The sequence below is a fragment of the Roseomonas sp. E05 genome, assembly GCF_030063475.1.
GTDB lineage: Bacteria > Pseudomonadota > Alphaproteobacteria > Acetobacterales > Acetobacteraceae > Pseudoroseomonas.
Window position 1 is genome coordinate 90,011 of the sequence record NZ_JASIRT010000007.1, and the last position, 23,809, is coordinate 113,819.

General features: G+C 71.5%; 22 protein-coding genes. 12 read left to right on the plus strand and 10 right to left on the minus strand.

What is annotated here, in order from left to right:
• Positions 1-20: 20 nt before the first annotated feature.
• Positions 21-986, minus strand: a complete 966-nt coding sequence (locus tag QMO56_RS09820) for a LysR family transcriptional regulator (protein ID WP_283525311.1) — start codon at positions 984-986, stop codon at positions 21-23.
• A gap of 199 nt (positions 987-1,185) precedes the next feature.
• Here QMO56_RS09820 and QMO56_RS09825 point away from each other — a divergent pair, with 199 nt between their 5' ends.
• The 7 genes from QMO56_RS09825 to QMO56_RS09855 are packed head-to-tail and all read left to right on the plus strand — an operon-like array spanning position 1,186 to position 7,754.
• Positions 1,186-2,232: an ABC transporter substrate-binding protein gene (locus tag QMO56_RS09825; RefSeq protein ID WP_283525312.1), complete on the plus strand. Its 1,047-nt coding sequence runs from the start codon at positions 1,186-1,188 to the stop codon at positions 2,230-2,232.
• Positions 2,233-2,234: 2 nt separating this feature from the next.
• Positions 2,235-3,296, plus strand: a complete 1,062-nt coding sequence (locus QMO56_RS09830; RefSeq protein WP_283525313.1) for an ABC transporter ATP-binding protein — start codon at positions 2,235-2,237, stop codon at positions 3,294-3,296.
• Complete coding sequence (locus tag QMO56_RS09835) at positions 3,293-4,156, plus strand: ABC transporter permease (RefSeq protein WP_283525315.1); 864 nt, start codon at positions 3,293-3,295, stop codon at positions 4,154-4,156. The genes QMO56_RS09830 and QMO56_RS09835 overlap by 4 nt, the downstream gene beginning before the upstream one ends.
• Positions 4,156-4,965, plus strand: a complete 810-nt coding sequence (locus tag QMO56_RS09840) for an ABC transporter permease (RefSeq protein ID WP_283525316.1) — start codon at positions 4,156-4,158, stop codon at positions 4,963-4,965. Before QMO56_RS09835 ends, QMO56_RS09840 begins: the two co-directional genes overlap by 1 nt.
• Positions 4,962-6,083 carry an FAD-binding oxidoreductase gene (locus QMO56_RS09845; RefSeq protein ID WP_283525318.1) on the plus strand — a complete coding sequence of 374 codons (1,122 nt, stop codon included), beginning with the start codon at positions 4,962-4,964 and terminating at the stop codon, positions 6,081-6,083. Before QMO56_RS09840 ends, QMO56_RS09845 begins: the two co-directional genes overlap by 4 nt.
• On the plus strand, positions 6,064-6,375 hold the full coding sequence (locus QMO56_RS09850; protein ID WP_283525319.1) for a (2Fe-2S)-binding protein: 312 nt from the start codon (positions 6,064-6,066) through the stop codon (positions 6,373-6,375). Before QMO56_RS09845 ends, QMO56_RS09850 begins: the two co-directional genes overlap by 20 nt.
• Positions 6,372-7,754: an NAD(P)/FAD-dependent oxidoreductase gene (locus tag QMO56_RS09855; protein WP_283525321.1), complete on the plus strand. Its 1,383-nt coding sequence runs from the start codon at positions 6,372-6,374 to the stop codon at positions 7,752-7,754. The genes QMO56_RS09850 and QMO56_RS09855 overlap by 4 nt, the downstream gene beginning before the upstream one ends.
• A 47-nt stretch (positions 7,755-7,801) precedes the next feature.
• Here QMO56_RS09855 and QMO56_RS09860 read toward each other — a convergent pair whose 3' ends face one another.
• On the minus strand, positions 7,802-8,998 hold the full coding sequence (locus QMO56_RS09860) for an MFS transporter (RefSeq protein ID WP_408906515.1): 1,197 nt from the start codon (positions 8,996-8,998) through the stop codon (positions 7,802-7,804).
• Positions 8,999-9,204: 206 nt separating this feature from the next.
• The gene (locus QMO56_RS09865; RefSeq protein WP_283525325.1) at positions 9,205-11,076 is read right to left on the minus strand and encodes an ABC-F family ATP-binding cassette domain-containing protein; all 1,872 of its coding nucleotides are present in this window, start codon (positions 11,074-11,076) and stop codon (positions 9,205-9,207) included.
• Between the two features lie 282 nt (positions 11,077-11,358).
• On the opposite strand from QMO56_RS09865, the gene QMO56_RS09870 reads away from it, so the two are divergent.
• Together QMO56_RS09870 and QMO56_RS09875 are read left to right on the plus strand one after the other, a co-directional pair.
• Positions 11,359-12,285, plus strand: a complete 927-nt coding sequence (locus tag QMO56_RS09870; protein ID WP_283525327.1) for an energy transducer TonB — start codon at positions 11,359-11,361, stop codon at positions 12,283-12,285.
• Positions 12,286-12,341: 56 nt separating this feature from the next.
• The gene (locus QMO56_RS09875) at positions 12,342-13,448 is read left to right on the plus strand and encodes a WcbI family polysaccharide biosynthesis putative acetyltransferase (protein ID WP_283525328.1); all 1,107 of its coding nucleotides are present in this window, start codon (positions 12,342-12,344) and stop codon (positions 13,446-13,448) included.
• A 58-nt stretch (positions 13,449-13,506) separates the two neighbouring features.
• On the opposite strand, the gene QMO56_RS09880 is transcribed toward QMO56_RS09875, so the two are convergent.
• Positions 13,507-14,622: a phytanoyl-CoA dioxygenase family protein gene (locus QMO56_RS09880; protein ID WP_283525330.1), complete on the minus strand. Its 1,116-nt coding sequence runs from the start codon at positions 14,620-14,622 to the stop codon at positions 13,507-13,509.
• A 536-nt stretch (positions 14,623-15,158) separates the two neighbouring features.
• Between QMO56_RS09880 and QMO56_RS09885 the strand changes: the two genes are divergently transcribed.
• Entirely contained in the window at positions 15,159-15,596 is a 438-nt protein-coding gene (locus QMO56_RS09885; RefSeq protein ID WP_283525331.1) for an SPW repeat protein, read from the plus strand.
• 166 nt (positions 15,597-15,762) lie between these two features.
• On the opposite strand, the gene QMO56_RS09890 is transcribed toward QMO56_RS09885, so the two are convergent.
• The gene (locus QMO56_RS09890) at positions 15,763-16,797 is read right to left on the minus strand and encodes an AI-2E family transporter (protein ID WP_283525333.1); all 1,035 of its coding nucleotides are present in this window, start codon (positions 16,795-16,797) and stop codon (positions 15,763-15,765) included.
• Positions 16,798-16,949: 152 nt separating this feature from the next.
• Here QMO56_RS09890 and ndk point away from each other — a divergent pair, with 152 nt between their 5' ends.
• Positions 16,950-17,372 (plus strand): nucleoside-diphosphate kinase, encoded by a 423-nt coding sequence (ndk, locus tag QMO56_RS09895; RefSeq protein WP_283525335.1) that lies wholly within the window; start codon positions 16,950-16,952, stop codon positions 17,370-17,372.
• 108 nt (positions 17,373-17,480) lie between these two features.
• Here ndk and QMO56_RS09900 read toward each other — a convergent pair whose 3' ends face one another.
• On the minus strand, positions 17,481-17,639 hold the full coding sequence (locus QMO56_RS09900; RefSeq protein ID WP_283525336.1) for a preprotein translocase subunit SecE: 159 nt from the start codon (positions 17,637-17,639) through the stop codon (positions 17,481-17,483).
• A 206-nt stretch (positions 17,640-17,845) separates the two neighbouring features.
• On the opposite strand from QMO56_RS09900, the gene QMO56_RS09905 reads away from it, so the two are divergent.
• Positions 17,846-18,334, plus strand: coding sequence for a GFA family protein (locus QMO56_RS09905; protein ID WP_283525338.1), 489 nt, complete (start codon positions 17,846-17,848; stop codon positions 18,332-18,334).
• A gap of 162 nt (positions 18,335-18,496) precedes the next feature.
• Here the strand turns inward: QMO56_RS09905 and ppsA are convergent, their stop codons facing one another.
• The 4 genes from ppsA to QMO56_RS09925 form a co-directional block, all read right to left on the minus strand.
• Positions 18,497-20,917, minus strand: a complete 2,421-nt coding sequence (gene ppsA / locus QMO56_RS09910; RefSeq protein WP_283525340.1) for a phosphoenolpyruvate synthase — start codon at positions 20,915-20,917, stop codon at positions 18,497-18,499.
• 105 nt (positions 20,918-21,022) lie between these two features.
• Positions 21,023-21,376 (minus strand): hypothetical protein, encoded by a 354-nt coding sequence (locus QMO56_RS09915; protein WP_283525341.1) that lies wholly within the window; start codon positions 21,374-21,376, stop codon positions 21,023-21,025.
• Between the two features lie 289 nt (positions 21,377-21,665).
• Positions 21,666-22,475, minus strand: a complete 810-nt coding sequence (locus QMO56_RS09920; RefSeq protein ID WP_283525342.1) for a slipin family protein — start codon at positions 22,473-22,475, stop codon at positions 21,666-21,668.
• Positions 22,472-23,809 (minus strand): nodulation protein NfeD, encoded by a 1,338-nt coding sequence (locus tag QMO56_RS09925; protein WP_283525343.1) that lies wholly within the window; start codon positions 23,807-23,809, stop codon positions 22,472-22,474. Before QMO56_RS09925 ends, QMO56_RS09920 begins: the two co-directional genes overlap by 4 nt.

The following is a 23,809-nucleotide window of genomic DNA, read 5'->3' on the forward strand; positions in this document are numbered from 1 at the left end:
GGAGCGCGGCCGCGCATCCCTCAGCGGGCGGCGCTCCGGCCGTCGCGCTGCGCCCGGCCGGCCGCGGCGGCACGCCGGCCGCCGGCCGGCCGAACGCCATAGGGCGCCAGCCCCGCGGTGAGGCGGGCCAGAAAGTGCCTGGCCAGCAGCGCCAGTGGCCGCCCAGGCGGCGCCAGCACATGAATGTGGAAGACCGTCGTCGGCGTCAGGCGCAGCATCGCCGCCCGCCCGGCCTGCCCGGCGGCGGAGACCGGGTCGCTCACCGCGAAGCCGAGCCCCGCCGCGGCCATGGCGCAGGCGGCCTGGGCGTTCTGCGTCTCCGCCACCATCCGGCGCGTCACGCCATGGCGCTCGAACAGCTCGTCCACCAGGTGGCGCAGCCGGTACTGGCGGCCGAGCGAGATGCAGGGCTCGCCCTCCAGCTCGCGCGGCGTGGCCTCGCGCCGGCCGGCGAGGCGGTGGCCGGGCGGCAGCACCAGCACCGCCGGCATGCGGAAGGGTGCCGCCACCTCCAGCGGCGCCAGGCCGGGCAGCGGCAGCGTGAAGCCCAGCTCCACCTGGCCGCCCCGCACAAGTTCCACCACCTCATGCGAGCTGGCGACCGTCAGCGACAGGCGCGGCTGCCCATGGGCCGCGGCGAATTCCGCCAGCAGGCGCGGCAGCAGCTCCGTTCCGAGCAGCGGCAGGCTGGCGATGCGCAACTCGCCGACGCCGGTGCTGCGCATGTCATTCGCCACCTGATCCACCCGGCGTGCCGCGGCAAAGAGCCCCTCCACCTCGGTCGCGAAGCGCTGCGCCTCGGGTGTCGGGCGCAGACGGCGGCGGGTGCGGTCGAACAGCACGAGATCCGTCTCGTCCTCCAGAGCGCGCAGCAGCTTGGTGACGGCGGGCTGGGAGAGCGACAGCATTTCCGCCGCCGCGCCCACCGAGCCGGCGTGCAGGACGGCCAGGAAGGCCTCAAGCTGGCGGAGACGGGCAGGCGTCATGCGACGGAACTTCGCTACCAAAAGGAATGAAACCGGGAGAATTATGCATTTGCCCCACCGCGGCAACGGATGCCAGCCTGTGAGGGACCGGGCGGGACGGGAGCCTGAATGGCACGCCACACGGACGGCCGCGCCTTGCGCGGACGGCACAGATGCCACGCCCTTCCCGCCGGCACAGGGTGAGCAAGGATCTGGGATGATGAGAAAAGCGCTCCTGGCAGCGGCCTCGCTGCTTGGCCTGATGGCCGCTCCGCAACTGGCCGGCTCCGCGCTGGCGCAGCAGCGCCTGGTGGTCGCCGCCTATGGCGGCAGCTACGAGAAGGTGATGCGGGAGCAGGTGATCCCGCCCTTCGAGAAGGCCAACAACGTCCAGGTCGACTACCTGGCCGGCAACTCGACCGACAGCCTGGCGAAGCTGCAGGCGCAGAAGGGCAACCAGCAGATCGGCGTCGTCGTGCTCGATGACGGGCCGATGTACCAGGCGATCAGCCTGGGCTTCTGTCAGCAGGTGACGGACAAGGCGGCGCAGGACGCGCTCTACCCGATCGCCGTGCTCGGCGGCGGCAAGGCGCTGGGCACCGGCTTCGGCTATACCGGCCTCGCCTGGAACGAGAAGCTGTTCAAGGAGCGCAACCTGCCGGCGCCGACGAGCTGGAAGGACCTGGAGCGCGCCGACCTGGAGCAGCGCGTCTCGATTCCCGGCATCGACAACACCTATGGCGTGCACACGCTCGTCATGATGGCGCGCATCAATGGCGGCTCGGAGAAGGCCATCGACCCCGGCTTCCGTGCGATGCGGGAGAAGGTGAACCCGAACGTGCTCGCCTATGAGAGCAGCCCGGGCAAGATGAGCGAGATGTTCCAGTCCGGCGAGATCTGGATGGCCGTCTGGGGCTCCTCCCGCGCGCGCGCCATGCAACTCGCCGGCTTCCCGATGGGCTTCATCGCCCCCAAGGAAGGCGGCGTGGCGCTGATGACGGCGACCTGCGCCGTGGAGGGCAGCCCGAACCCCGAGCTGGCGCAGAAATTCGTCTCCCACCTCGTTTCGCCGGAGGTGGAGGCGATCTTCTCCAAGGAGTACGGTTCCGGCCCGACCAACCGCAACGCCAAGCTGCCGCCGGAGGTGGCCAGCCAGGTCATCTACGGCGAGGAGCAGGTGAAGAAGCTGGTCGCCATGGACTGGGAGACCATCAACGCCAACCGGATGGACTGGACGCGCCGCTGGCAGCGCGAGGTGGAACGCTGAGCGTGACGACCGCTTCCACCAGCGACTTCCTGGTGCTGGACGGGGTGGCCAAGAGCTACGGCCCCGTCCAGGCGGTGCATGACGTCTCGGTGCGGGTGGCCCAGGGCGAGTTCCTGGGCCTGCTCGGCCCCTCCGGCTGCGGCAAGACCACCACACTGCAGATGATCGCCGGCTTCGAGACGCCGACCGCCGGGCGCATCCTGCTGGAAGGGCGAGAGCTCGCCGGCATCCCGGCCAGCAGGCGCAATATCGGACTGGTCTTCCAGTCCTATGCGCTGTTCCCGCACATGACGGTGGCGGAGAACGTCGCCTTCGGGCTGGAGATGCGCCGCGTGCCGAAGCCCGAGCGGCGGGCGCGCGTCGCCCGCGCGCTGGACCTCGTGCACCTCACGCATCTCGCCGACCGCTTTCCCCGGCAGATGTCGGGTGGCCAGCAGCAGCGCGTGGCGCTGGCCCGCGCCCTGGTGATCGAGCCGCGCCTGCTGCTGCTCGACGAGCCGCTCTCCAACCTCGACGCCAAGCTGCGCGAGGAGATGCAGGTGGAGCTGCGCGAGGTGCAGCGGCGCGTCGGCGTCACCACCATCCTCGTCACGCATGACCAGCAGGAGGCCATGGCGCTCTGCGACCGCGTCGCCGTCATGCAGGGCGGGCGCATCGTGCAGATCGACGCGCCCTGGCGCGCCTATGACGCGCCGGCCGATCCCTTCGTGGCCGACTTCCTCGGCCGCTCGAACCGGCTCCTGGCACGGATCGACGGCACGACCGCCGAGATTGCCGGCCATCGCTTCCCCCTCCCCGAGCCGCTGGCCGCGCTGCGCGGCGAGGTGGCGCTGGCGATCCGCCCGGAGCGGCTGCGCATCCTCCCCGCCGGCCAGCCCGGCCTGCCCGGCACCGTGCATTCGCGCGTGTTTCTCGGCGGCTTCTGGCTGGTGCGGGTGGAGACCCCCTGCGGCGACATGCTGGTGACGGTGCAGAACACCGGCACGCCCCCCGCCGAGGAAGGTGCCGCCGTGGCGCTGGACTGGGACGCGCACAGCCTGCGGCGGCTGGAGGCGGCGGCATGAGCGCCTCCCGCTTCGCTCCCGCCGCGCTCGCGGCGCCGGCGGTGCTGGCGCTGGGCGTGGCGCTGCTGCTGCCGCTGGCCGGCATCGTGCTGCTCAGCTTCCAGGGCTTCGATTTCGAGAAGGGCATCATCCCGCGCTGGGATCTCGCCAACTACGCCTCCCTCGCCACCGACTCCCTGTTCCTGGAGGCGCTGGCGCGGACCTTCCGCATCGCGGTGGTCGTCACCGTCATCTGCCTTGCCATCGGCGTGCCGGAGGCCTGGATCATCCACCGCATGCCGCCGCGCTGGCGCGGGCTGATGCTGCTGGTGGTGGTCGGTCCGCTGCTGGTCTCGGTGGTGGTGCGCACCTTCGGCTGGATGGTGCTGCTCGGCGGCAACGGGCTGATCAACCAGGCGCTGCGGGCGCTCGACGTGCCCGGCGCGCCCTTCCGCATGATGTTCACCGAGTTCGCCATCATCCTCGGCCTGGTGCATGTCATGGTGCCGCTGGTGGTGCTGGCGGTCTGGGCCAGCCTGGGGCGGCTCGACCCCGCCCTCGCCCGTGCCGCCGAAAGCCTCGGCGCCGGGCGCCTCACCGCCTTCCGCCGGGTGGTGCTGCCCAACATCATGCCGGGCATCCTGGCCGGCGCGCTGATGGTCTTTTGCCTGTCCGCCTCCGCCTTCGCCACGCCGGCCATGCTCGGGGGGCGCCGCCTGAAGGTGGTCTCCAGCATGACCTATACGGAGTTCCTGAACACGCTGAACTGGCCGCTCGGCGCCGCCATCGCCGTGCTGCTGCTGCTCGCCATCCTCGCCGTGACGCTGCTCTGGACGCGCTTCGTCGAGCGCCGCGCGCTGCGCCGCCTGGGAGTGGGCTGATGCCGCGCAACGACCGCAACGGCGCGCTCGCCATCGGTTTCCACCTGCTCTTCATCGCCTTCATCCTGGCGCCGCTGGTGGTGGTGGTGCTCGTCTCCTTCACCGACAAGGGCTTCCTGGCGATGCCCTTCAGCGGCGCCTCGCTGCGCTGGTGGTGGGCGATCGGCGACAACCCGCGCTTCCTGGAGAGCTTCTGGTTCAGCCTGCAACTGGCCTTCGTCACCGCCACGCTGGCCGCGTTGGTGGCGGTGCCGGCGGCGCTGGCCATCGTGCGCTTCCGTTTCCCGGGGCGGGAGGCGCTGATGGCCCTGCTCGCCTCGCCGCTGATGATCCCGCATGTGGTGCTCGGCGTCGCCTTGCTGCGCTTCTTCGCCGGGCTCGGGCTGGTCGGCTCCTTCGTCGCGCTGGCGGCAGCGCATCTCGTCGTGGTGGTGCCCTACATGGCGCGGCTGGTGACGGCCTCGCTCGCCGGGCTCGACCCGCGCATCGAGCGCGCCGCGGAAAGCCTGGGCGCCGGCAGGTTCGCCGTGTTCCGCCGCATCACCCTGCCGCTGATCCTGCCCGGCGTCGCCGGGGGCTGGACGCTGGCCTTCATCACCAGCTTCGACGAGCTGACGGTGAGCCTCTTCCTTGCCTCGCCCAGCGCCACGCCGCTGCCGGTGCGGCTGTTCACCTATATCGACCAGATGACCGACCCGCTGGTCGCCTCCGTCTCCGCCGCGCTCATCGCGGTGACGGCGGTGGTGCTGGTGGTATTGGACCGCTTCTACCCCATCGACCGGTTGCTGACCGGGGAGCGCCGCGCATGACACGCCAGAGTTTCGACGCCATCGTCATAGGAGGAGGGCTGGTCGGCGCCGCCATCGCCTATGGCCTGCAGCGGCAGGGCCTCGCCACCCTGCTGCTGGACGAGGGCGACATCGCCTTCCGCGCCAGCCGCGGCAATTTCGGGCTGGTCTGGGTGCAGTCGAAGGGCCTCGGCGCGCCGCATTACCAGCGCTGGACGCGCGGCTCGGCGCAGGAATGGCCGAAGCTGGCCGCGGAGCTGAAGGAGCGCACGGGCATCGGCACCGGGCTGCAGCAGCCCGGCGGCGTGCATCTCTGCCTCTCCGAGGAGGAGTTCGAGAAGCGCACCGAGTACATGGCACGGCTGCAGCGCGAGGCCGGCAATTTCGGGCTGGAATATCGCATGATCCGCGGCGCCGAGGCGCGCGACATGCTGCCCGGCCTCGGCCCGCAGGTGGTGGGCCTGAGCTGGACGCCCTATGACGGCCACGCCAGCCCGCTCTACCTGCTGCGGGCGCTGCACAGCGGCTTCACCGAGGCCGGCGGCACCTACCAGCCCAATGCCCGCGTCGAGAACAGCAGCGCCGCGCCGAACGACTTCAGCGTGGAGGCCGCCGGGCAGCGCTTCCGCGCGCCGCGCGTGGTGCTGGCCGCCGGGCTGGGCAACGCCGATCTCGCCCCGCGCTTCGGGCTCGAAGCCCCGGTGCGGCCCGAGCGCGGGCAGATCCTGGTCACCGAACGCACCCGGACCGTGCTGCCCATGCCCACCACCACCATCCGGCAGACCGAGGAAGGCTCCCTGATGCTGGGCGACAGCAAGGAGGATGCCGGCTTCGACCTCGGCCAGTCGCCCGAGGTGATGCGCAAGATCGCCCGCCGGGCCGTGCTCTCCTTCCCCTGGATCGCCGAGCTCAACCTGGTTCGCGCCTGGTCGGCGCTGCGTGTCATGGCCCCCGATGGCCTGCCGATCTACGACCAGTCCGAGCGCTTCCCCGGCGCCTTCACCGCCAATTGCCACAGCGGCGTGACGCTGGCCGGCACCCATGCCAACCGCCTGGCGCCGATGATCGCCGCCGGCGCCCTGGAGCCCGAAATGGCCCCCTTCAGCGCGAGACGCTTCGATGTTCGTTCAGCGGCCTGACATCCGCCCTGCCACCGTGGAGGTGCTGGTGGACGGCGCCCCGGTCCTCGTCCCCGAGGGGGCTTCCGCCGCTGCCGCCGTGCTGCTGGCCGGCCTGTCCGCCATCCGCGAGACGCCCGTCACCGGCGCGCCGCGCCTGCCCTACTGCATGATGGGTGTCTGCTTCGACTGCCTCGCCGAGATCGACGGCGTGGCCAACCGGCAGTCCTGCATGGTGACGGTGCGGCCGGGCATGCGCATCCGCCCGCAGCACGGCGCGCGCGAGGCCTACCGCCCGGAGGACGCGGCATGAGCCTCGCCTACGACCTCGCCATCATCGGCGCCGGCCCGGCCGGGATGAGCGGCGCGCTGGAGGCGGCCGGACTCGGCCTTTCCGTCGCCGTCATCGACGAGCAGGCGGCGCCCGGCGGGCAGATCTTCCGCGCCGTGGAAGCCGCCGCCGCCGACCCGGCGCTGACCGGCGAATACGCGCGCGAGGGCGCCGCCCTGGCCCGTCGCTTCCGCGCCATGCCGAATATCGACTACCGGCCGGAGACCACGCTCTGGCACATCGACATCGAGAGCGGCCTGCTCTCGCTGCGCGGGGCGCGCGGCAGCGGGACGATCACGGCAGAGCGCGTGCTGCTGGCCACCGGTGCGCAGGAGCGCCCGGTGCCGATCCCCGGCTGGACGCTGCCCGGCGTGATGACGGCGGGCGCGGCGCAGATCCTGCTCAAGCAGGCGGGCGCCGTGCCGAAGGGCCGCACCGTGCTGGCCGGTCAGGGACCGCTGCTCTGGCTGCTGGCGGTGCAGCTCGCCCGCGCCGGCGCGGCCCCGGCCCTGCTGCTGGAGACCACGCCCGGTGGCGCGCTGCGCCAGGCGATAGGGGCGGGCGGGTTGTGGCGCGGCCGCGCGATGCTGGCCAAGGGTGCCACGCTGATGCTGGAGGCCCGCCGCGCCGGCATGAAGGTGGTGCGCGGCGTGCGCAGCCTGCGCGCCGAGGGCGAAGGCGCGGTGCGCCGGCTGGCCTGGGACGGCGGCAGCACGAGTTGCGACACGCTGCTGCTGCATGAGGGCGTCATTCCCTCGACCCACATCACCCGCGCGCTCGGGCTGGCGCATGACTGGGACGCCGCGCAACTCTGCTGGCGCCCTTCTCTGGATGAATGGGGTGCCAGCAGCCATCCGCGCATCGCCGTGGCGGGCGATGGGGGCGGCATCGGCGGCTGGCAGGCCGCGGTGGAGGGCGGCGCCCTCGCCGCGCTGGACGCTGCGCACCGCGCCGGCAAGCTTTCCGCCGCGGAGCGCGACCGCCGCGCCGCGCCGCATCGCCAGGCCCGCGACAACGCCCTGGCGCTGCGCCCCTTCCTCGACCGGCTCTATGCGCCGGCGCCCACGGTGCTCGCCCCGGCGGATGACGCCACCATCGTCTGCCGCTGCGAGGAGATCACCGCCGGGCAGGTGCGGCAGGCGGCGCGGCTCGGCGCCACCGGCCCGAACCAGGCCAAGGCCTATCTGCGCACCGGCATGGGGCCGTGCCAGGGCCGGATGTGCGGCACCACCGTCGCCGCGCTGATCGCGGAGACCCGCGGCATCAGCATGGAAGAGGCAGGCGCCCTGCGCCCGCGCGCGCCCTACAAGCCGATCACCGTCGGCGAGCTGGCGGACCTGCCGGCGGCAGAGGCGGTGTGAGGGGAAGGCCGGGGCGCCTGCCGGAAGGGCGCCCCGGCGGCGACACGTCAGCAGGCTTCGGAGGAGGCGACGGCCGTCCCGGAGCGTTCCAGGGCCAGGGAGGCGGCGAAAACCGCCGATCCGGCCAGGGTCAGCACCGCGCCGATCGCGCCGGTCGAGGTCCAGCCGAAGCCGGCGGCGATCACCATGCCGCCGAGCCAGGCGCCGAGCGCGTTGGCGATGTTGAAGGCCGAGTGGTTCAGCGAGGCGGCGAGCATCTGCGCATCCGGCGCGACGTCCAGCAGGCGCGTCTGCAGCGCGGGGCCGAGGCCCATGCTGGTGGCACCGATCAGGAAGATGTTGACCGTCGCCAGGGGCAGGCTGAAGGGCGTGAAGAGAAAGCAGAACTGCGCCACGATGCTCAGGGACAGCATCACGCCGATGGCGCGCATGACGCCGCGGTCCGAGAGCCAGCCGCCGGCCATGTTGCCGGCGATCATGCCGAGGCCGAAGACGGCGAGCAGCACGGGCACGGTTGCCCGGGCGATGCCGGTCACCTCCGTCAGCGTGGGCACGATGTAGCTGTAGATCGCGAACATGCCGCCGAAGCCGATGGCCGCCGTGCCGAGGGCGAGCAGCACCTGCGGGCGCAGCACGGCCTTCATCTCGCGCCGGACGCCGATATTCGGCCCTGCCCCGATGATGGGAAGGCAGAGGCGAATCAGCGCCGCGGTGGCCAGCGCCATCAGCGCGACGATGCCGAAGACGGCGCGCCAGCTCGCGAACTGGCCGATCCAGGTGGCGAGCGGCACCCCGATCAGGTTGGCGATGCTGAGGCCGAGGATGACCCGCGCCACGGCGCTGGCCCGCCGGTCCGGCGGCGCCAGGGAGGCGGCCACCATGGCGGCGGTGCCGAGATAGGCGCCATGCGGCAGGCCGGCGACCAGGCGGGCGGCGAAGGTGCCCAGGAAGTTGGGCGCCAGGGCGCTGGCCAGGTTGCCGAAGGCGATCAACAGGGCGAGGCCGACCAGCAGCAGCCGGCGCGGGCAGCGGGCGAAGGCCAGGGCCAGGAGCGGCGCCCCCAGGACCACGCCCAGGGCATAGGCGCTGATGGTAAGTCCGGCCTTCGGCACGCTCACGCCGGTGGCCGCGGCGATCTGCGGCAGCAGCCCCATGGCGGCGAACTCGCTGACGCCGAGGGAGAGCGCACCGAGGCACAGGGCCAGCTCGGCGAATCGGGAAGCGCGGGGTGTCGCCAAGGCCATCAGCGTCTCCATTCCGGGGGAATGGACGCCTCCTCACCTGGCGCGCCGGCACCAGCGTTCTTGTTGAACCCTTCTTAGCCGCTTCCCGGGCCGCCGCGAAGGTTTGCCAGCCAAACGGTTGATGTCCAGCGATGCGCTTTCCGGGGCGCTGCGCCAAACCGGCAGAAAAAAGATGGGGGTCCGGGGGAATTCCTTCCCCGGCCTTCTTACGCCGCTTCGAGCTTTTCCTGCAGTTCCAGCCACTCCTCTTCCAGGGCGGCAACCTGCTTGGCGATGGCACCCTGCCGCTGGGTGGCCCAGGCGATGTCCTCGGCCTTGAAGCGGGCATAGGTACCTGGATCGCCCAGCTTCCGCTCCAGCAGGGCGGCCTCCTTCTGCAGCTTCGCCATCTCGGCTTCCACCTTGCCCACCCGCTGGCGCAGCGGCGCCAGAGCCTGGCGGTTCTCGGCCCGCTCGCGGCGCTCGTCGCGGCGGGTGGCGGCGGGCTCGGCGGCCGGGCGGGCGGCGCGGGCGCGCTCGGCCAGCAGGGCGCGATAGTCGTCGAGGTCACCGTCGAAGCTGGTCACGCGACCGTCCGCCACCAGCCAGAGCCGGTCGGCGGCGAGGGTGACGAGGTGCGGGTCGTGGGTGATCAGCACCACGGCGCCGCCGAACTCGGCCAGCGCCTTCACCAGCGCCTCGCGCGCGTCGAGGTCGAGATGGTTGGTCGGCTCGTCCAGGATCAGCAGGTGCGGCGCCTCGCGGGTGCAGAGGGCAAGCAGCAGCCGCGCCTTCTCGCCGCCGGAAAGCGCGCCGATTCCGGTGGTGGCGCGTTCCTCGTCCAGGCCGAAGCGGGCGAGCTGGGCGCGGCACTGCGTCTCGGTGGCCTTGGCGCCGAGCGCCGCCTGCATATGGGTCAGCGGCGTGCCGGTGAGGTCCAGCTCCTCCGCCTGGTGCTGCGCGAAGTAGCCGACCTTCAGGCGGCGGTCGCGGTGCATCTCGCCGGCCATCGGCTCCAGCCGCCCGGCGAGCAGCTTCGCCAGCGTGGACTTGCCGTTGCCATTGGCGCCGAGCAGGGCGATGCGGTCCTCCTGGTCCAGCCGCAGGTCCAGCCCACGCAGGATGGGGCGCCCGTCATAGCCGACATCCACGCGCGAGAGGCCGACGATGGGGGGCGCCAGCTCGGAGGGCTCGGGGAAGGCGAAGCGGGTGGGCGTGTCCTCCACCACCGCCTCGATGGGCGGTAGCTTCTCCAGCGCCTTCAGGCGGGACTGCGCCTGGCGCGCCTTGGTGGCCTTGGCGCGAAAGCGGTCCACGAAAGACTGCATATGGGCGCGCTGGGCGGCGATCTTCTCGTTCTGCGCCACCTGCTGCGCCGCCCGCTCCGTGCGGATGCGGACGAAGTTGTCATAGCCGCCGGGATAGAGCGTGATCCGGCGCTTATCGAGATGCGCGATGGCATCCACGCAGCGCTCCAGCAGCCCGCGGTCATGGCTGACCACCAGGGCGGCGCCGGCGAAGCGCGCCAGCCAGCCTTCCAGCCAGAGGGTGGCTTCCAGGTCAAGATGGTTGGTCGGCTCGTCCAGCAGCAGGATATCGGGCTCCAGGAAGAGCGCCTGGGCCAGCGCCACGCGCATCCGCCAGCCGCCGGAGAACTCGCCCACCGCCCGCTCCTGGGCGGCGGCGTCGAAGCCCAGTCCGGCCAGCACGATGGCGGCGCGGGCCGGGGCGCTGTCGGCGCGGATGGCGATCAGCCGCTCGTGGATCTCGGCGAGCTGGGCGCCGTCGGCCTCCGTCTCCAGCCGGGCGAGCAGGCCGGCCCGCTCGGTATCGGCGGACAGCACGGTCTCCAGCAGGCTCTGGCTGCCGCCCGGCGCCTCCTGCGCCACATGCGCCATGCGGGCGCGCGCGGCGAGGCGGATCTCGCCGCCATCCGGCTGCAGTTGCCCGGTGATGGCGCGCAGCAGGGTGGACTTGCCGGCGCCGTTGCGCCCGACCAGCCCGATCTTGCGGCCAGGGTCCACCATCAGCTCGGCCCCTTCCAGCAGGGGGCGGCCGGCGATGCGGATGGTGAGGTCACGAATGGCGAGAACGGTCATGGCCCCCCGGATGTAGTGCAGATGCGCCCCTCGCGGAAAGCGCCACGTGCAGTGAAGCCCGCGGTGGCCACCCTGGTCCTGCCCCATTGGAGCGCCTAGGTTGGGGCAGCCGCAGGCCGCGGCCCCGCCGACCGAAAGCCCCGCCTCCTTGCCCTTTTGCTGCCGCGCATGAGCCTGACCGCCTCTGTCCCGCCCCTTTTCCCGGACGGACCGCGCCGGCCGCGCCGCTCCTGGCGCCGCCCGGCGGTGTGGATTTCGGCGGCCCTTCATGCGGCGCTGCTCATGGCGCTCGTGCTGTGGGGCCGGCCGCGCACGCTGCCCTCGCCCGGTTCGCAGGAGGCCGTCGAGGTGGTGTTCGAGAGCCAGGCGGCGCCGCAGGAGGCGCCGAGCGCGGCGGCCGATGCCCCCGCTCCGACCGAGCCACCGGACGAGCAGGCGCCCGCGGCCCCGCCCGCTCCGCCGCCGCCTCCTGCACCCGCTGAGCCTGCGCCCCCGCAGCCCGCCCCGCCACCGACCGAGGCGCCGCCGCAGCCGGCGCCCGCGCAGCCGGTTCAGCCGCCGGTTGAGACAGCGCCCCAGCCGGCGCCCGACGCCGAGTTGCCGCCGCCCGCACCCGTGCCGGAGCTGGACATTCGCCCCGATCTCGCCCCGGCGACGCCGCTGCGGCTCAACCCGCCACGCCCACCGCCAGCGCGGCAGGAACCGGCTCCGCCCCGCCCCGCCTCCCCTTTCGCAGGGACCATCGATCTCGGCCGCAGCATTCCCCTGACCATGGCGCCACAACCGGCTCCCCGGTCGCGCCCGGCGCCGGGCGGTCAGATGGACATGGCCATCGGGCCAGTGCCGGAGCGTTCGCTGATGCCGCGCCGGGACAGCCCGGCCATCGGCTCGCCGCTCTCCTATGTCTCCGGTGCCCGCCCCTCGATGGACTGGGGCAGCGCCTTCCAGCAATGGGTTCAGCGGCGGATGTTCTATCCGCGGGCGGCGGTGCAGGCCGGCGAGGACGGCGCGGTGGTGCTGCGGGTCACCGTGGAGAAGGACGGGCGCGTCTCCGCTGTGCGTGTCATCACCTCCTCCGGCTCGCGCTGGCTGGACTCGGCCAGCCTTTCGCTGTTCCGCGACCAGATCGGGCCGGCCTTCCCGCCGGAGATGCTGGGCGGGCAGGACAGCACGACCGTGACCTTCACCACCGACTACATCCTGCGGTGAGGTGCGCTGCCCGCCCGCCCGCCCCCTTCCCCTGACCGCGCCCTGGAGAATCCGGCATGACCGAACCGGCCGCCGCGCCGCTGGAGACCGCCAGCCCCCGGCCCAACCCGACCGATGTGGATTGGGCCTGGCAGCACCATCTCGGACGGCGCCCCAGCCCCGAGGAAGCGGCGGCGCTGGCAGCGGCGGGAGGCGACGCGGCGGCGCTGCACGAGGCCGCCTTCAGCCACCCCGAGGCGGTGGCCCGCGCCACGCTGCCGCACATGCAGCCGGCCTGGAAGTTTCATCTCTGGCGCCCCGGCGCGCCCCGGTTGCTGGTGCTGGGCAACTGCCAGGCGCCCAACCTCGCCCGTGCCGTCGCCTGGCTCAGCCAGCGCGAGATCTCCATCGCCGGGCTGGACATCACCGCCTTCCGCCGCAACCGCGAGGAGTTCCTGCGCGCCGCCGAAGGCGCCGACGTCATCCTCGCCCCCGCGACCAGCGCCGCCGAGTTCGCGGAGATCTCGGTGGAGGCGCTGCAGGCCGCCGGGCGGGCCGAGGTGGTGCCCTATGTCCCCGTGCATTTCGCCGGGCTGTTTCCGGACATCACCTATCTCGGTGCGCGCGGCCAGCGCGTGCTCTCGCCGATCGGCGACTACAATTCCCGCATCGTGGTCCGCAGTTTCCTGCGCGGGCTCGACCCCGCCGCCTGCCGCGCCGCCTTCAACGCCGGAACCTATGCCGAGCAGGGCCATTTCGCCGCCTTCGTCGCCGCCGAGCGGGAATGGGAGCGGCGCGAGAGCCGGCTCGGCCCCGAGGGCCTGAGCCTGCGCGCGTGGTTCTTCGCCGAGGTCCGGGAACGGCCGCTGCTCTACAGCACCAACCACCCGAACGAGATCTTCTTCGCCGAGTTCGCCCGCCGCTTCGGCCGGCGGATCGGTCTGCCCTGCGCGCCGCTGTCCAGCCATGCCTGCCCGAACACCCTCTCCTACGGCGCCACCTGGCCGATCCCGGCCGAACTCGCGGCGCATCATGGGCTGCGCTACAGCACCCCGCTGGTGTGGTCGAACAATGCCTATCTGCTCGGCGCCGAGGAGTTCGTCTGGCGCAGCTACCGGCTCTACGCCCGGCACGACCGCGGCCTGCTGGAAGAGGCGGCGAGCAACCGCGGCATCGCGTTCTGAGGCATGCTCCGCCCCCCCATGCCGGGGTGGCGGCGCATGCCGCGGAACAATGCGCGGATCAGGCCACCGCGTCGGGTGGCAGCACGGGCACCGGGGCCGGCGCCCGCCGCATTTTCCCGGCCAGGAAGAGTGCCCGCATGGCAGTCTTGCGCACCACCGCATAGGTGCCGGGCGCGCTGGCCGCGACCCGCCGCACCGCGCGGTTCCGCCACTCGTCCTGGTCGTGCAGGCGCGCCACCGCCATGCCGTTATGGGGCAGCAACTTCTGCGGCCGGATGCGGGTGTGGAACTGCAGCATCCCGTCCGTCTCCGGCAGGTAGTGCGCGGTGAGCGATGTGCGGGAGACGCCCCGCCGCTCGGCTCCCAGGCTTCCATGCACCGTCAGCGAGGACCAGAAGATGGCGTCCCCCTTGCGCAGGCAGGGCGCATGCCAGGGGAGGTCGTAGCGCTTGATCGCCTCGAGGACGGCGTGCTGGTAGCGGTGGTGCCCGGTGGCGAAATCCAGTTCCCCCGCATTGCGCAGCAGGGGCATCAGCTTGTGGCTGCGCGGGCAGACATAGAACCGCCCTGCCCCCGCATCGATGTCCTCCAGCGCGAACCATCCCGCGGTGCAGCGGCCGATCCCGGCGCCGCTGTCCTGATAGTAGCTGTCCTGATGCGCCCATGTCCCGGCCGGCGCCTCGAAGAACATGCTCTGGATGACCTTGGTGCGGGGCGTTCCCAACACGGCGGCGGTCAGCGCCGCCACGCCGGGATGGGTGAGGACGTCCAGCGTGGCGTTCTTGAAGCGGCCGAAGCGGCGGGATTCGAGATCCTGCACATTGAAGATCGGATTGACCAGAAAACCGTCCTTGTCGAAGCGGTTCCGTTCGTAGCGCATGTTTTTCTGACGGAGAATCGGCGTTTTGGACGGCAGGACCTCGGCCCGATAGCCGTTGCGGACCGCGTCGCAAAGCTCGGGAGAAAGCAGCCCGCGAATCACGACATAGCCTTCGCGTCTGTAGAACTGCACCGCCTCCTGGAGATCCTCCGGGCGGAAGCTGCTGGTATCGCTTTCAGCGCACTCTGGAACATCGATGAACGTTCCCAAAGGCGTAAGGGCTTTCATTGTTCGGTCCTTCGCTTCGCAAGCACATTCAGCGACGCTTCGGCGGCCCCCATGCGCGCGATGCAAGGCCGAGGACGCCTTCCCCGCAGCCCCTCCGCCCAAGCGTTGTCTTCACGTTTCTAGAATCGTTTTTATCGGAAATCGATTTCAATTTGAGAATTTCGCGATTGAATACAAAAAATTGTACTGCAATCCGCAGTTGAAGCTTATGGCGTGCCTTATCTTCGGTCCTCCAGTAATTCCCCTATTTGGTTCAGGATTCAGGTGCCGAAACGGCCCTGCCTGGATCTGCTTAGGCATTCGGCACCAGTTCAGGGGGCCACCAGCGGGAGAAAGGAGCAGGAAAGCCGCCGTTCGAAGGGGGTCCCAGGAGCGAACAGGCCGGACGACCCACCCGGCCATTGCCCGAGGAAGGGGCAGGCGGCAGCGCGGCTGCACCGCGCGAGGTACTCCTTCGCCAGGAGGAGGAAGGCAAGCGCCAGGAACCCGGCCGGCTTCCCATGGTTCGCTCCAAGGGGACCCTGGCCATCTCAGGCATGCCGCCGCCGGCTGAGACGGGGTTCACTCAGGCAGCCGACGCAAGAAACACGGGGGCAGAAGACATGAACAGGACCAGCTCTACCGGAGCGCTCCGCTGGGCCAGCGGCATCAATGTCGTGGCCGGTCTCTGGCTGATCGCCGCGCCGTTCCTGCTGGGCTATTCCGCCATTCCTGCGGCACTCTGGAACGACATCGTCTGCGGCGTGCTCATCGCGGCCCTTGCCGCCCTGCACCTGCGTTCCCCCACGAGAGGACAGGGGCTGAGCTGGACTGTCGCCGGCATCGGCGCCTGGCTCGTTCTTGCGCCCTTCATCCTGCCTTATGACACCCTGATGGAGCAGGTCGGCGCCGCTCCGAATGTCGCAGCGCCGGAGCCCATGGGGCCGGGCCAAGCGGATAATGCCGCTTTCTGGAACGACATCATCGTCGGCGTGGTCGCGATGCTGCTTGGCGCCTGGAGCGCGACGCAGGGCCGCACCACGCCCTCGACAGCGCTCTGAGGCACTGGCCCGTCCCTCGCGCGAGCGTCACGCGGGGCGCCCGGGCCTCCCGCAGGAGGCTGGGCACGGTGCCGCCTCCGGCCCGAGCGGGCCGGGGCCTTCGCGGCCCAGCCCCGGTGCCGGGCCGCCCCTGGCGGGCAGATCGCCCTCCGGATGCGGCAGGCCTTCAGGACTTGGCGACGGGCAGGCGCCATTCCTCGGCGGTTTCGCGCTCAAGATAGTCGGTCACGTAGAGGCGGTTGACGAGCATCAGCAGCACCGCCGCCATGGGCGTCGCCAGCATCATGCCCAGGAAGCCGTAGAGCAGCCCGAAACCGACGAGCGCGACGATGGTCGCCGCCTGCGGCAGATCCACGCTGCGCCGCTGGACGTAAGGCGTGACGAGGTAGCTTTCCACCGTCTGCACCGCAAGATAGACCCCGGCCACGGTCAGCAGGCCGGACAGGCCGTCCGACAGCCCCAGCAGCAGGCCGGGCACGGCCGACATCACCGGGCCGATGGTGGGAATGAAGGCCAGCAACCCGGCGATGACGCCGAGTACCGGGGCCAGCGGGATGCCGACGATCCAGAGGCCCAGCGCCGTCAACAGGCCCACCACCGTCATCGAGACGAGCTGCGCGCCGAGCCAGCCCCGCAGCGTATGCGCCGCCTCAAGGGCGATCTCATGCGCCTTCGGCCGCAGGGAGGGCGCCACCATCAGCTCGATGCCGCGCCGGTAGAGCGCGGGATCGACTGCGAAATAGACCCCCAGGAACACCACCAGCACGGCATTGCCAAGCGCCCCGAAGGTGCTGTTGATGGCGGAAAAGGCCGTCGAGGTACCGCTGCCGCTCGGCAGGGAGAGGTTCTGCGGCTGGAGGCGCTGAAGGATCTCCTGGCCCCAGGAGTAGCGCGAGAGGCGATCCGTCACACTGTTGAAAGCCTGGGGCACCTGCTGCCAGAGCTGGTTCAGCTGCTCGGCCAGGGGGCTCGCCGCCAGCAGGCCCAGCCCGGCGCCGGCCAGCAGCAGCAGCAGGGTGAACACCAGCACGCCCACGGCATGGGGCACCGGCACCACGCGCCGCAGCAGGCTGCTGCCGGAGTAGAGGAAGACGCCGATCAGCGCCGCCGCGAAGATCAGCAGCGGCACCTCCGGCAGTTGCCAGAACAGCAGCACCAGCAGCACCGCCAGGACCACCACCGAAACCGTTCTGCGCGACATCTGGCGCTCCCTTCCTCACCCCGCCAGGCTGGCGGGAGGTGGGCGGTTAAAGCCCGGGCCGAAGAGGGGTTGCGGGGTCGCGCCCCCTTGCGCTGCGGCGCATCCCCGCCTATCCGGCGCGCGTCTGCCCGCCATCGCGAAGGAAAGCTCCCATGGCCGTCGAGCGCACCCTGTCCATCCTGAAGCCGGATGCCACCCGCCGGAACCTGACCGGCAAGATCAACGCCAAGTTCGAGGAGGCGGGCCTGCGCATCGTCGCCCAGAAGCGCCTGCAGCTCTCCGAGGCGCAGGCCGGCGCCTTCTACGCCGTGCACAAGGAGCGCCCGTTCTACAAGGACCTGGTGAGCTTCATGACCTCCGGCCCGGTGGTCGCGCAGGTGCTGGAGGGCGAGAGCGCGGTGGCCCGCAACCGCGAGATCATGGGCGCCACCAATCCGGCCAATGCCGCCGAGGGCACCATCCGCAAGGAGTTCGCGGAGAGCATCGAGGCCAACAGCGTGCATGGTTCGGACAGCGCCGAGAACGCGGCCACCGAGATCGCCTTCTTCTTCTCCGGCATCGAGATCGTCGGCTGAGGATCGCGGAGGGGGCCAGGCGCCCCCTCCGGGACACGAAAGGCGGCCCCCCATCCCGGGGAGCCGCCTTTTTTCATGCGCGCGGCCGCGGGCGCGGCGGGAGGCCGCTCAGCCCCAGAAGAGATAGATCGCGAGCAGCAGCACGATGATGGCGCCGATGCCCCACTTGGCGGTCGCGGTAAACTGGTCCCACCCCCGCGTGCGCTCGGCCAGAATGTCCTCGGCCTTCACTTCCACAAAATCGATCTCATGCGTCGCCTCGGCCATCGGGGGTCCCCTGCTGCGGCATATCGTTCCGGGAAAAGGAATACGGAGGGGCCGATCCCGGGGCAAGAGGCTTGCGTGGCCCGCGGGGGCCTGCCGCACAATCCATCCTGCCCTTTTGCCGCTCCGGCCGCCGGCATGACGGGAACCCTGCCGCGCATCCCGCGTTGCACCGCCAGGCCACGCCACGCGACCGAGGGAACCCGCGCATGCCCCTGCTCCTGGAAGGCTCCTGCCACTGCGGCGCCGTCCGCTTCGCCGTGCAGAGTCACACCCCCTACCCCTACCAGCGCTGCTATTGCAGCATCTGCCGCAAGACGGCCGGTGGGGGCGGCTACGCGATCAACATCATGGGCGATGCCGCCACCCTGGAGGTGAAGGGAAAGACCGCCATCTACCATGCCCGCATCTGCGACGAGGGCGGCCACTGCGAGACCAGCAGCGGCGAGCGGCATTTCTGCCCGAAATGCGCCAGCGCGCTCTGGATGTATGACGCGCAGTGGCCGGACCTGGTGCATCCCTTCGCCTCGGCGATCGACACGGCGCTGCCGAAGCCGCCCAGCTCGGTCCATCTGATGCTGGGCTCCAAGGCCCCCTGGGTGGAGCCGCAGCTCGGGCCGGAGGATGCCTGCTTCGACGAGTATCCCGAGGAATCAATCGAGCACTGGCACCGGAGCCGCGGCCTCTGGGTGGAATAAGGCTGCGTTCTCCGGAACCCGCGGCCTTCCGGACCCTTCCACCTGCCTAGACGGATCGCGGGGTCCGGGAAGGCCGTTGCCTCCCCGGCGGAGGGTCTGGGAGGCAGCGCCTCCCAGGGCACCACGGCATGACGAGCGAGCGGCGGCCGCTTGCAGCCCCCTTCAGTCTCCAGCGGTGCGCACCGGCGCTGGCCTCGCCTGGCCTTCCGCCTCGGCGACGCGCCGGACGGTGGCCACGAAGCTGTCGGGGTTGAGCGAGATCGAATCGATTCCCTGCTCCACCAGGAAGGCGGCGAAGTCCGGGTGGTTGCTGGGCGCCTCGCCGCAGATGCCGACGGTTGCGCCGCAGGCATGGGCGCGGGCGATGACGTCGGCGATCATGCGCTTCACCGCTTCGTCCCGTTCGTCGAACAGGCCGCGCAGTTCCGCCGAGTCGCGGTCCACGCCCAGGATGAGCTGGGTCAGGTCGTTCGAGCCGATCGAGAAGCCGTCGAAGCGCTCGGCGAACTGCTCGGCCAGGATGACGTTCGAGGGGATCTCGCACATGACATAGACGCGCAGCCCTTCCTGCCCGCGCACCAGCCCGTGGCGCGCCATTTCGGCCAGCACGCGATCGGCCTCGGCGGGGGTGCGGCAGAAGGGCACCATCACCACGACGTTGGAGAGGCCGATCTCCTCCCGCACCCGCCGCAGCGCGCGGCATTCGAGCGCGAAGCCCTCGCGGTAGCGCTCGCTGTAGTAGCGGGAGGCGCCGCGCAGGCCGAGCATCGGGTTCTCCTCCACCGGCTCGAAGGCGGCGCCGCCGAGCAGGTGGGCGTATTCGTTGCTCTTGAAGTCGCTGAGCCGGACGATGACGGGGTGCGGGTGGAAGGGCGCGGCCAGCTTGGCGATGCCGCGCGCCAGGCGCTCCACGAAGAACTCCGCCTTGTCCGGGTAGCCCTGCGTCATCGCCTCGATCTGCCGCCGCGCCTCGGCGTCCTGCAGGCGGTCGAAATGCACCAGCGCCATCGGATGGATGCGGATGTGCGAATTGACGATGAACTCCATCCGCGCCAGCCCCACCCCCGCCGCCGGCAGGCGCCACCAGCGCAGCGCGGCGGCGGGGTTGGCCAGGTTCAGCATCATGGCGGTGCGGGTGCGCGGCAGGTCCTTCAGGTCGAGATCCGCCACGGCGAAGTCCAGCCGGCCGTCATAGACATGGCCCTGGTCGCCCTCGGCGCAGGAGAGCGTGACCGCCTGCCCGTCCCGCAGCAGCGCGGTGGCGCGCTGGGTGCCGACCACCGCTGGCACGCCCAGCTCGCGGCTGACGATGGCGGCATGGCTGGTCGGGCCGCCATGATCCGTGACGATGCCGGCGGCGCGCTTCATGATCGGCACCCAGTCCGGGTCGGTCGCCTCGGTGACGAGAATGGCGCCGTCGCGGAAGCGCCCGATCTCGGCGGCGCTGCGGATGACGCAGGCCTCACCGGCGGCGATGGCGTCGCCGACCGCGGCGCCGGTCAGCAGCGGCCGTGCCTTGCGGTCCTTCAGCGCGTAGGTGCGCAGGCTGGCCGCCTGGGCACGGCCCGCCTGCACCGTCTCCGGCCGCGCCTGGACGATGTGCAGCGCGCCGGTCTCGCCGTCCTTGGCCCATTCCATGTCCATCGGGCGGCCGTAATGGCGCTCGATCGTCACCGCCCAGCGGGCCAGCTGCAGGATCTCGGCGTCGTTCAGCACCAGCGCCTCGCGCTCGCGCCGGGTGGTCTCGGCCAGCACCGTGCGGGCGCTGCCGCCGGTGGCATAGACCAGCTTCTGCGCCTTGCCGCCGCAGCTCTTCTCCAGGATCGGGGCGAAGCGGGGCTCGTCCAGCAGCGGCTTGAAGACGAGGTACTTGTCCGGATCCACCGTGCCCTGCACCACCGTCTCGCCCAGGCCCCAGGCGGCGCTGATGACCACGGTGCCGGGGAAGCCGGTCTCGGTGTCCAGCGAGAACATCACGCCGGAGCCGGCGAGGTCGGAGCGCACCATGGCCTGCACGCCGATGGAGAGCGCCACCTGCATGTGGTCGAAGCCCTGTGCCTGGCGGTAGCTGATCGCCCGGTCGGTGAAGAGGGAGGCGTAGCAGCGGCGGCAGGCGTCCAGCAGCTCGGCCTCGCCACGCACGTTGAGGAAGGTCTCCTGCTGGCCGGCGAAGCTGGCGTTCGGCAGGTCCTCCGCGGTGGCACTGCTGCGAACGGCGACCGCAGGGGCCTCGGCACCGCCGCGGCGGCGGGCCAGCTCGCGATAGGCCGCGCGGATCTCCGCCGCGACACCTTCCGGGAAACTGCCACCAAGAAACAGGCGGCGGATCGCCTCGCCCGTCTCCTGCAGCGTCGCGCGGCCGGCCTCCAGCGCGGCGAGGCGCGCCCGCATGGGGGCCTCAAGCTGGTTCGCCGCGATGTATTCGCGATAGGCGGCGGCCGTGGTGGCGAAGCCATCCGGCACGCTGACGCCCTCGCCCGCCAGGCTGCGCGCCATTTCACCGAGAGAGGCGTTCTTGCCGCCGACCTGCGGGACGTCGCCGATGCCGAGCGTCTCGAACCAAGCGATGCAGGGCTGTGCCATCGGCCTTCTCCTTTTCCTGGCGCGGAGGGCGCCCCGGTCCGCATCCGGCGGGGCGATGCACCTCTGGCCCTATCACGGGCCGGCGGCAGCCCTCCCTGCGCCAGATCAGGCCGGGGCGAGCCGCGAGGCCGAGCGGCCCGTGCCCTGCCGCGGCGGGCGATCCGGCTTCGCCACCGGAGGGGAGGCGGAGCATTGGGACGGGAGGAAGGCGGACGGCGCCGGCATGACTTCCGCCACCGGCCGGACCGGCAGCGGGATGATCCGGAAGCCTCCGCACGGGCGGCGCACGAGGATGCGGACGCGATGGCCCAGCAGCCGGACACGCCCGGCCTCATAGGCGGCCATGCCGAGGGCCGCGCGGCGCGACGGGAAGTTCCCGCAACACTGCCCCTGCCACCACAACCGCCAGCGGCCGCCCTGGCCGGTGATCACATATTCGAGGTCAGCGACACATCCCATGGGCTTCCTCCCTCCGCACCTCGCGGGAGGCACGGTCGTGGCGCTCCTCGCCCGGTGTCGCACGGGGTCCAAGCCGCAGAACAAGCCCCTCCCGCAACTCATGCTGGAGCTGTGCGGCCGTGCCCCTCGTCACCGGGAGCGAATGGCAGGGAGGGGCGCTCCGGACGTGCAGCATCGCGCGTTCTTTCCCGCGTTCGTTCATGGCGGCGGCAAGAGAGCACGACTGCAAAGGCGAAGAGATGATCTGCATCAGGGGCGGCCGCTCCCTGCCTTCACCTCTCCGGGAACGTCACACCGGCGGGGGCGAATCCCGCCCTGGCGGTTCCTGGCCCGCTCCCCGGACCAGATTGCCCAGGCCGCGCAGCAGTTCCAGCGGGATCGGGAAGACCACCGTCGAGTTCCGCTCGCCCGCGATACCCTGCAGCGTCGAGAGATAGCGCAGCTGCATCGCCTCCGGCACGGCGGAGAGGGTGCGCGCCGCCTGCACCAGCTTCTCCGCCGCCTGCAACTCGCCTTCGGCGTCGATGATGCGACCGCGCCGGTTGCGCTCGGCCTCGGCCTGCCGGGCGATGGCGCGCACCATGCTCTCGTCGATGTCCACATGCTTGATCTCGACATTCCCGACCTTGATGCCCCAGGCGTCGGTCTGGGTGTCGAGGATCTCCTGGATGTCGCGGTTCAGCTTGTCGCGCTCGGCCAGCATCTCGTCGAGGTCGTGCTTGCCGAGCACGGAGCGCAGGGTGGTCTGCGCGAGCTGGCTGGTCGCCCCCATGTAGTCGTCCACCTCGATGATGGAGCGATCGGCGTCCACCACGCGGAAATAGACCACCGCATTGACCTTCACCGAGACGTTGTCGCGCGAGATCACGTCCTGGCTGGGCACGTCCATCACCACCGTGCGCAGGTCCACCCGCTGCATCTGCTGCACCAGCGGGATCAGCAGGATCAGCCCTGGGCCGCGCACGCCGGAGAAGCGGCCGAGGGTGAAGACCACGCCGCGCTCGTACTCCCGCAGCACGCGGATACCGGCCCAGAGCAGGGCCAGGACGAGGAGGAACAGCACGAGATAAGGCACGAAATTCGCGACGTCGCCGATCATGGAGCCTTCCCTTCCTGTCCGGCGGCGTCGGGCGCCACCGTGAGCCGCAGGCCATGGCGGGCCAGCACCCGCACCGCCTGGCCCGGCGCCAGCGCCACCGGCGCCGTCGCCGACCAGCGCTCGCCATGCACCAGCACGGCGCCACCCCGGCCGGACCATTCCAGCACGCGGCCGGGCGCGCCGACCATCCCCTGCCCGCCCGTCATCACCGCTAGCCGGCGCGAGCGCCACACCGACCACATCGTCGCGCCCAGCAGCAGCGCAAGCAGCACGGTGGAGGAAACCACCAGCAGCGGAGAGAGCGCGAAGCCGGGCGCGCCGAAGTCGAAGGCGATGACGGCGCCGAGCACCAGCGCCGCAAGCCCGCCGAAGCCGAGCAGCCCGAAGGCGGGAATGAAGGCCTCGGCCACCAGCATCGCCGCGCCCAGCGCCATCAGCGCCAGCCCGGTGAGGTCCACCGGCAGCAGGTTCAGGGCGAAGAGGCCGAGCAGCAGCGCGATCCCCCCCACCACCCCGCCGAGGCCGAAGCCGGGCGCGGCGAATTCCAGGATCAGTCCGCCGAGGCCGAGCATCAGCAGGAGATAGGCGATGTTGGGATCGGAGATCGCCGTCAGCAGCCGGTCACGCCAGCCAGGGTCGAAGCGCTGCACCGCAAGGCCCGCCGTTTGCAGCACGCGCGGCCCCGCGGGCATCCGCACGCTGCGCCCGTCCATGGCCGCGAGCAGCGCCGGCAGATCGGCGGCGACGAGGTCGATGACGCCGAGCCGCAACGCCTCCGCGGCCGGCAGGCTGGCCGCCTCGCGCACCGCCTTCTCCAGCCAGTCCGGGTTGCGGCCATGGTACTCGGCGAGGCCGCGGGCATAGGCGGCGGCATCGTTGATGCGCTTGGCCCGCAGCGGGTCGTCTTCCTCCTCCCTGCCGCCGCCGAGCAGCACCGGGGTGGCCGCGCCCGTGGCGGTGCCCGGCGCCATGGCCGCGACCTGGGCCGCCGAGAGGATGAGGACGCCGGCGCTGGCCGCCCGCGCACCGCTCGGCGCCACCCAGACGGCGACCGGCACCGGCGAGGCGAGCATGGCCTGCACGATCCGGCGGGTGGCCGCGTCCAGCCCGCCGGGCGTGTCGAGCCGCAGCACGGCCAGCGCATTCCCCTGCTCTGCCGCCTGCGCCAGCCCCGCCTCGATATAGCCGGCGATGCCGGGGCCGATGCCGCCCTCCGCCGTCAGCAGCAGCGCCGTGCCCGCCGGCTGCGCGGCGGCCAGCGGTGCGGCAGGCAGGGGCGCGGCGGTCAGGCCCAGCACCAGCAGCAGCGCCGCGAGGAAGGCCCGGCCGCGCAT